Genomic DNA, 8,097 nt, shown 5'->3' with positions numbered 1-8,097 from the left:
TTATATATTATTTTATGTATATTTAATAAAATAATCCGTATAATACTTTAATGATTGAAATAAGTGATATATTTAATTTGCTTCACAATGCAGTTGAGGCAAAAAATATCGGTAAGAAAATTTCACAAGCAAAAATGGCAGAAGAGCTTGGTGTACCAATGAGAACATATCAAGATTGGAGGCTTGGCAACTCAAAGCCACAAGCTGCTGCTGCAGTTTGTAAGCTACTATGTGAGCTTGACGATGATGAAATATTATTTGTTATCAATAAGATGAGAAAGTTGTTAGGAAAATAGATGGAAAATTTGACACAAAAAGAGAGAATAGACCTTGAGAGCGTGTTTGCAGCTATCTGCACTAAGAAAGAGCCTAAAATTTTAGGTTTCTATAAAGACTTTTACTCGAGTGCAATTTTAAAATTTTATATAGTTAAAGACAGAATTAAAAAAATAAAAATCAAGAAAAATTAGTTTTATATTGTTTGAGCAAAAACACTTTTTAGTACTTTTAAAGGTTGATAATTTAGATAAATTCTCTTTAAATATTGACTTTATTTAAAGAGAATTTGCCGACTTATTTCTTACCAAATTTAGCTAGCGCTCTTTGGTAATCCTCTTCGCTATCGATGCCGATACTTTGGCTCTCAACCTCTAGCATCGCTATCTTTTTGCCATTTTCTAAAGCACGAAGCTGCTCAAGTTTTTCGGTATTTTCAAGGCTTGAAGTGGCAAGAGTGCAAAACTCTTTTAAGCTTTTTACACTGTATCCATAGATGCCTAGATGCGCCTTGTAGCTTTTGCACTCGCTTCTGTTAAATGGTATCCTTGATCTTGAAAAGTAAAGCGCATAGCCTTCAAAATCAGTCACTACTTTGACTAAATTTTTATCATCTGCAAACTCATCATCCATCTTTTTATAGCAAGAAAACATAAAGGCTTTCCCTTTGTTTTGCTCGCAAAATGCCCTAAATTTAGCGATATTTTTAGGCTCAATAAATGGCTCATCAGCCTGAACATTTATGATAATCTCACTCTCGCTTAACCCCAAAATTTGTGCTGCTTCGTTTATCCTGTCAGTGCCACTTTGATGATCTTTGCTAGTTAGCACCGCTTTTATGCCGTGAGCCTTGGCCATACCCAGCACACTTGGCTCATCAACAGCAACCGCCACATCGTCCACGCCGCTTACTCTAAGAGCTGTCGCCACAAACATCGGCACGCCATTTATCTCTTTTAAAATTTTATTACTAAACCTTGTCGAAGCAAGGCGGGCTGGGATGATTATCATTGCTCGATCCATTCTAAGACACATTTGTCTATCTCATCTTCACTAATAACATCTTTATGTAAAATTTTTGCGCTAAATAGCGAGTTTATCGAGCTTGGTACGCTGTCATTTAAAATTTTAGCGGTCTTTGCCAGCGCATCTTTTTCATCTTTTGTATCTTTGATCTGGCACGCTTTGATCATGCTTAGCGTAAATTTCACCCAATGTGCAGTCGATGTTATGACGTTTATGCGGCTAGCATCCACCATCTTAAAGCAAGTAGCCGTATGTGGATCGATCGCGTAGCCGCCCTTTGCGAGCTTTGCGATGTATGCCTCGCACTCTTTATCGTCGCACCAGCTAGCCTCAAAGTCCTCTTTTAACGCTTCAAGCTCCTGCTTACTAAGCTTATAAAATTTATTTTTTGCAAGACTTTGCATGAGTTCATTTGTTCTAACGCTGCCAAATTTATCAAACAGCAAGCGCTCAACGTTTGAGCTGATCAAAATGTCCATCGCCGGACTTATCGTCTTAACTAGTTTTTTGTCCCTGAGGTCGTAAACGCCGGTAGTAAAAAACTGCGTCAAGATATTGTTTGCATTCGAGGCGATCTTGATCTTACCGATCCTTGCGCCCATTTTTTTAGCGTAATACGCCCCAAGTGCGTTACCAAAATTTCCACTTGGCACGATGATATCAAAGCTCTCGTTTGCCTTAAGTGCCTTTTGTTTTAGCAAATTTGCGTAGGCGTAGGCGTGGTAGATGATCTGAAAGAGAATTCTGCCAAAATTTACCGAGTTTGCCGCGCTTAGTTTAAGGCGCTTTTTCTTCAGCTCAGCCTTAAATTTATCATTTGCAAGTAGCGTTTTTAGCGCCCTTTGAGCGTCGTCAAAGTCGCCTCTTATACCAAAAACCTTTAAATTTTCACCCTGCATGGTCTGCATTTGCAGTTTTTGAACCTCGCTTGTGCCACCATCTGGATAGAGGCAAACAACCCTTATGTTTTCGTCATTTGCAAAGGTTTGAAGTGTAGCAGGGCCCGTATCACCGCTAGTTGCGCACATGATAAGGTATCTTTCGCTCCTCTCTTTGGCTAGCTGGCTAAGCAGCGAGCCAAAAGGCTGAAGTGCCATATCCTTAAATGCCCTAGTTGGGCCATGATATAGCTCGTTTACGTATAAATTTTTATCTATTTTTTTTAAAATGACTGGATGCTTTGGATCATCAAAACTCACGTATCTCTTAACCGCCTTTTTGAAAAACGCCTCTGGCACATCAAATTTAAATAGTGATATGATATAAAGTGCGAGCTTCTCATAGCTTAATTGTGAGAGCTCTTGCCACTTTGATTTTGTTATCTTTGGAAGCTTCTTTGGTGCGTAAAGTCCGCCATGAGCGGAGCTTGGACTAAGCATGGCTGTGCTTAAATTTACATTTTTTATCTTTTCATCTTTCACGCTTCTAGTTGGTGTTAGTCTCATTTTTTACCTTTTTTGGTTGATTTTTTTATCCATTTTTCATATTTTTTAAAAACCTCTTTTGGCTTAAGTGCCAAAATTTCTGGGGTTTCGTAGCTATGGTGCTTTCTTATAAATTTAGCTACTTTTTTAAATTTCGCATCTGTTTTTATAAGTAAAATTTGCTCTTTTTCATCGCAAAGCTCCTTTTGCCAAAGATAAATGCTTTTTGCGCTAAAGCTACTTACACAAGCTGCAAAGCCCTTTTTTACGAGCTTTTTGCTTAGTTTTTTTGCCTCTTTTTTCTTTGCGACTGAGGTGATTAAAATTCTCATTTTGATCCAAGATTTCCTTTAAGAAAGTGGCTCATTATAACAAACTGGGCTTAAATTTGTTGCTCTAAAACCTTTTTAAACTCTTCACTTAGCGTAACTTCAAGCTTGATAAGCGATACTCTCAGCCCAAAATCCTTTGCCTTTACATAGTCCTTTTGCGTCATCAAAAGCGAGGCTGCATCATATCTTTTTAAAATCTCTTCTAACTCATCTTTTGAAAAATCATAATGGTCAGGAAAAAAGACGCGAGCTATGCACTCATCAAAAAATGGCTTGAGGCGCTCTGGGTTTGCTATGGCAGTAACTAGCACCATGCTTTTGGTTTTATTTAAAATTTCACTCTTTCTAAAATGAGTTTGCCCTTCGATCGCTACAAAATCAGCAAATTTATAAAAGCTAAATGGATATCTATAAGCTCCACTTGGCAGGCAAAATTTTAGCCTTGGCTCAGGATTTGGACGCACCAAGATATCAAATTTAGCTATGTCAAATTTAGAAAATCCGTCATCTAGCAAAATATACTTTGCGCCATACTCTTTGGCATATTTTATAGCTACTTTCCTATCTTCGCTTACTATTACATTTGCGTTTTTAATGCTTGTAGCGTATATCATCGCCTCATCGCCGCTCGCTGCAACGTCAAGTAAAATTTCGCCATTTCGAGCGACAATTTGCATGCCTTTGCTTTTTCTTTTATAGCCTCTAAGAATGATAAAAGCACCTTCGTAATTTTTAGCAATTGCCACGCAAAGTGGGGTCTTTCCGCTTCCTCCAAGGGTTAAGTTTCCAACGCTTATTATCTTTATGCCAAAGTCTATTTTTCTAGCAGTAAATTTCTTAAAAATAACAATAAGAAAATAGATAAAACTTAGTGGCAAAAGTAAAAATGTTAGTAAAATTTGAAAGAAATTTGGGCGAAAGAAGTAGTCATTCGCCCAAGTATGCAAGAAAATATTTAATTTCTTAAACACGAGTTTTAGAAATTTCTTTTACTTTGTTGCAGACGTATTGCACCTCTTCATCACTCAAACTATGATAAATAGGCAATGACAACACTTGCTGATAATTTTTTAAAGCATTTGGAAAATCATTTACTTTAAGCGAGTATTTGTTTTTGTAATAGCTTAGTAAATGTATCGGTATGTAGTGCAATGATGTGTGAATGCCGTGTTCCAAAAGCTCTCTAGCAAAGCCGTCACGATTTTTGTTTATCTTAATAATATACTGAGTATAAATGTGTTCGCGTTTTTTGACAGGGATTGTTATATTGTGGCACTCGCCAATCTCTTTATCATAAATTTTCGCGATCTCTTGTCTTCTTTGTATGAGTTTGTCTGTTCTTTCTAGCTGTGCAATAGAAAATGCTGCATTTATCGAGTTTATATCATACTTTAAGCCAATATCAACGACATCATAAATATAACTCAAACTACCAAATTTATCAATGCCATTTACAAGAGCATAGTTGCGAAGTAGTTTTGCTCTTTTATAAATTTCCTCATCATTTGTCGTAAAAAATCCAACCGTTGATATAGGATTTTGCACACGCGAATGTGTTTGAAAGCATGACAAAAAGGAGTCTGAACCAACTTTTTTGCCATTATATGTTAGTCCCATACCGCGATTTGCATCATCTAAAATTTTTACACCGTATTTCTCACAAACCGCCGTTATCTCGTCCATCCTAGCACTTTGCCCTGCGATGTGAGAGATAAAAGCACATTTTAATTTTTTATGATTTTGCTCTTTTAGCACTTTCTCAAGGGCGTCTGGGCAGATGTTAAAATCTTCTTCATCAACATCCACAAAAATAGGTTCAGCATCAAAATGTCTAACAGCTTGTGCAATGCTAGGAAAGGCATTTATGGAGCAAATGACCTTATCTCCGCGTTTAGTGTCAAGCGCACTTAGTGCCAAGTGATGTGCGGCTGCGATATTATTTGTGGTAACTACAAATTTTGCACCAAAATACTCTTTTAACTTCTCTTCAAATCTAGCAACGATATTAGTAGTATTTTCAGAGTGCAAAGCCTCCTCAATAAGCTCACTTTCACGCTCAGTGATAGTTGGTCTATAAAACGGAATCTCTCTCATCTTTAATCCTTTAAATTTTCACTATCAACGGCATTTGTCGTTTAAACCTGTTTGAAACAACTCTATTTTCTATATCCGATACCGCTTTTAATCCGAACTTTTTGATGACTTGCTCCTTGTTATTTTCTAAATTTTCTAAAATCTCATCGATAACAGCATAACTGTAACCTATGTCGCCTTCGTCACTTTGTCCATCCCACAAATCAGCCGAAGGTGCTTTGTTGATAAAATTTTTATCAACCCCAAGATGTTTTGCAAATTCAAAAATTTCACTTTTGTAAAGCTCTCCGATAGGATTTATTGCACATGCTAAATCCCCAAATATCGTACCGTATCCAAGCATAAGCTCACTTTTGTTGCTTGTTCCGATAACTAGAGCGTTTATACTAGATGAATAATCATAAAGCAAGCTCATTCTAACTCTAGCTGCTAAATTCCCTTTTCTTAAATTGCTTAAATTTACATCTATCGTTTCGTAAAAGGCATTTAAAATACCCTCTATGGATAAAACCTTATATTTTATGTTTAGTTTTTCGCATAAATTTAAGGCATCGTCCATATTTTGTCTGTTTGATGATGCTGTTGGCATAATGAGTGCATGAGTTTCATTTGGTTTTGCTCTTGCACACAAAGTCGCTACTACAGCAGAATCAATACCTCCACTAACACCCAATAACAAATTTTTATCTTTAGTTTTATCTTTTAAGCTAAAAACTAAAGTTTCTTCAATTTTTTGATACTCCTTCATTCTTCCTTTGCCTAGATTTGCTTCCTTTTGCAAAAATTATACTAAGTAAATTTAAAATTTTTCTTTAAGTTTAAGTAAAAAGATGTAAAATTTTAAGAAATAATAAATTTAAGGTAAAAAATGAGAGTAATACACAAAAGTTTTGGGGATTTTGGTACTAATTGTTATATTGTTACAAAAAATGGTTCAAGTTTGGTAATAGATCCAGGAGACGGGGCAAAAGAGTGGGTTTTACAAAATGCTAAAAATTTAAAAGCCATCCTTTGTACTCATGGGCATTTTGACCATATCTTTGACGTGAGCGAACTAAAAAATGAGCTAGAAATTCCAGTTTATATTAATAAATTTGATGCTTTCATGTGTGAGAGTGATATTTTTGGTTATATGAAAAGTACTTTTACTCCGGATGTTTTGGTTGATAATGATGAAAATTTTAACATTGATGATTTTTGCATCAAATTTCATCATTTTCCAGGACATACACCAGGTTGCTCAATGATAGAGATAGATGACATGATGTTTAGTGGAGATTTTTTATTTAGAGGAAGCATAGGACGCTGGGATTTTCCTTTTTCAGATAAAAATAAAATGTTAGAAAGTCTAGGAAAATGTAAAAATTTAAAAGGTAACTTCACACTTTATCCAGGGCACGGAGAAGGCAGTACACTAGAGGCCGAGCAAAATAATATTGATTATTGGATAGATATAGTAAAAAATAGCTAAAAATTTCGGTGGTATTAATTTCAAATTTCAAGCTTCTAGAATACACTTAATCACTATTTAAAAATTTATATTTTTTATAAAACTAAGAACTAATCAAAAAAGATAGAGAAATTTTGTATGGGGTCTATTTTAAATTTTGAAAAGGTCCGAGCGAAAGCTCGCTCGGATAAATGTTTTTAGAAGCTATATTTTGCTTCAAATCTGATACGATCTTGTTTAAAGCTTGCACCATCTTTTTTGTCTTTAGCAGCTGCATACCATGTTAAGAATGTAAGCTTTTTGCTGTATTTGTAACTAGCTTCTGTATACCACTCACTTCTTTTTGCTCTCTCTTTATTAAGTGTATAGCTATAGCCTTTACCTTGAGTATATCCAGCACCAAAGCCAAATTTATCTATGTCATATCCAGCATTAACAAACCAGTAGTCGTTATTGCCTTTGATATTGTTGTAATATTGTTTTCCGCCGCCACCCATTACACTATTTAGTAGCTTAGTTGGGTTGATTAACTGTCCGCTTGCGTCAATTGAAGTAAATGACCACTTATTATTATCTTTATTTTTAGCATCAAAGTCTAAATAACCAGCGTTAAGCTTAGCACCAAATAGTTTTGTACCAGCTTGAACTGCCCAGAAATTTGCATCAGCTACATCTTTGTGATCTGAGTCGTTATGGACAAATTGACCTTTTAGGTTTAGATTTACATCATCGGTTACATTAAAGCTAACACCAGCTTCAGCACCATAAAGTGTTGCTATCTCTTGAAGATTTGCAATAGCTGCTTTAAAAGATACTGGATCATAACTGCCAGCTGCACCTAAATAGTAAAGATTGCCAGCAGAACCATTAAATTTATCATTTTCAGTACCATTTACTATTCTATTAAGTAATGGACCATCTATTTCAGTACCGTCGCTTTGTAGTGCATCATAAGCTGCAGCTGTTAAAGTAAGACCAGGTACATCAGTACTTACTACTTTTAGACCAGTACCTGCTATATCACCATCATCATAGAAAGTTTTGATAAGTTGCTTGCCAGCTGTAATAGTAGTATTAGCTACTTTATAGCCTAAGTACATCTCATAAACGCCAAAAGTGTCGGTTGTATTTGTTTTATCTGTACCTTTTAGGTTTTTGTTGCCAGAATCATCTGTTTGATCATATCTTAAAGTTAAAACACCAAAGAAGTTATCGTCGATAGCAGCCTTAAATGATGTTTGCATTCTAAATGCGTAACCAGCAACATCATTTGTCCTATCTTTTGTGTCCGGATTTACTTTGTAATGATCAAACAGATGATTCTGGCAACAAAAACCTAAAAGGTACAGATAAAACAAATACAACCGACACTTTTGGCGTTTATGAGATGTACTTAGGCTATAAAGTAGCTAATACTACTATTACAGCTGGCAAGCAACTTATCAAAACTTTCTATGATGATGGTGATATAGCAGGTACTGGTCTAAAAGTAGTA

Annotated in this window: 11 protein-coding genes; 4 read left to right on the top strand and 7 right to left on the bottom strand. The window is 35.5% G+C overall.

Annotated features, from left to right (window positions below):
* Nucleotides 1-50: 50 nt before the first annotated feature.
* Together FZ940_RS07070 and FZ940_RS09470 are read left to right on the top strand one after the other, a co-directional pair.
* Nucleotides 51-296 (top strand): helix-turn-helix domain-containing protein, encoded by a 246-nt coding sequence (locus FZ940_RS07070; RefSeq protein WP_148822040.1) that lies wholly within the window; start codon nt 51-53, stop codon nt 294-296.
* Complete coding sequence (locus FZ940_RS09470; protein WP_187422150.1) at nt 297-470, top strand: hypothetical protein; 174 nt, start codon at nt 297-299, stop codon at nt 468-470. It begins immediately after the preceding gene.
* A gap of 103 nt (nt 471-573) precedes the next feature.
* Here the strand turns inward: FZ940_RS09470 and kdsB are convergent, their stop codons facing one another.
* From kdsB to FZ940_RS07040, 6 genes are read right to left on the bottom strand one after another with little or no spacing between them, the layout of a single operon-like run.
* Nucleotides 574-1,287 carry a 3-deoxy-manno-octulosonate cytidylyltransferase gene (gene kdsB / locus FZ940_RS07065; RefSeq protein WP_148822039.1) on the bottom strand — a complete coding sequence of 238 codons (714 nt, stop codon included), beginning with the start codon at nt 1,285-1,287 and terminating at the stop codon, nt 574-576.
* Entirely contained in the window at nt 1,284-2,747 is a 1,464-nt protein-coding gene (gene thrC / locus FZ940_RS07060; RefSeq protein WP_148822038.1) for a threonine synthase, read from the bottom strand. Before thrC ends, kdsB begins: the two co-directional genes overlap by 4 nt.
* Nucleotides 2,744-3,058: a divalent-cation tolerance protein CutA gene (cutA, locus tag FZ940_RS09825; protein WP_148822037.1), complete on the bottom strand. Its 315-nt coding sequence runs from the start codon at nt 3,056-3,058 to the stop codon at nt 2,744-2,746. The genes thrC and cutA overlap by 4 nt, the downstream gene beginning before the upstream one ends.
* A 50-nt stretch (nt 3,059-3,108) precedes the next feature.
* On the bottom strand, nt 3,109-4,029 hold the full coding sequence (locus tag FZ940_RS07050; RefSeq protein ID WP_148822036.1) for a tetraacyldisaccharide 4'-kinase: 921 nt from the start codon (nt 4,027-4,029) through the stop codon (nt 3,109-3,111).
* Nucleotides 4,022-5,152 (bottom strand): DegT/DnrJ/EryC1/StrS family aminotransferase, encoded by a 1,131-nt coding sequence (locus FZ940_RS07045; protein ID WP_148822035.1) that lies wholly within the window; start codon nt 5,150-5,152, stop codon nt 4,022-4,024. The genes FZ940_RS07050 and FZ940_RS07045 overlap by 8 nt, the downstream gene beginning before the upstream one ends.
* Nucleotides 5,153-5,162: 10 nt before the next feature.
* Nucleotides 5,163-5,900, bottom strand: a complete 738-nt coding sequence (locus FZ940_RS07040) for an NAD+ synthase (RefSeq protein ID WP_103580590.1) — start codon at nt 5,898-5,900, stop codon at nt 5,163-5,165.
* 120 nt (nt 5,901-6,020) lie between these two features.
* Between FZ940_RS07040 and FZ940_RS07035 the strand changes: the two genes are divergently transcribed.
* Nucleotides 6,021-6,623 (top strand): MBL fold metallo-hydrolase, encoded by a 603-nt coding sequence (locus tag FZ940_RS07035; protein WP_148822034.1) that lies wholly within the window; start codon nt 6,021-6,023, stop codon nt 6,621-6,623.
* A 176-nt stretch (nt 6,624-6,799) separates the two neighbouring features.
* Here the strand turns inward: FZ940_RS07035 and FZ940_RS07030 are convergent, their stop codons facing one another.
* On the bottom strand, nt 6,800-7,846 hold the full coding sequence (locus tag FZ940_RS07030) for a major outer membrane protein (protein WP_262367612.1): 1,047 nt from the start codon (nt 7,844-7,846) through the stop codon (nt 6,800-6,802).
* 26 nt (nt 7,847-7,872) lie between these two features.
* Between FZ940_RS07030 and FZ940_RS07025 the strand changes: the two genes are divergently transcribed.
* A partial coding sequence (locus FZ940_RS07025) for a major outer membrane protein (protein ID WP_262367611.1) occupies nt 7,873-8,097 on the top strand: 225 nt, incomplete at its 3' end.

Origin of the sequence: Campylobacter concisus (assembly GCF_902460415.1) — a bacterium.
Classification (GTDB): Bacteria; Campylobacterota; Campylobacteria; order Campylobacterales; family Campylobacteraceae; genus Campylobacter_A; species Campylobacter_A concisus_Y.
Note: the sequence above shows the minus strand (reverse complement) of the source record. Positions and strands in the feature narration are given on the sequence as shown.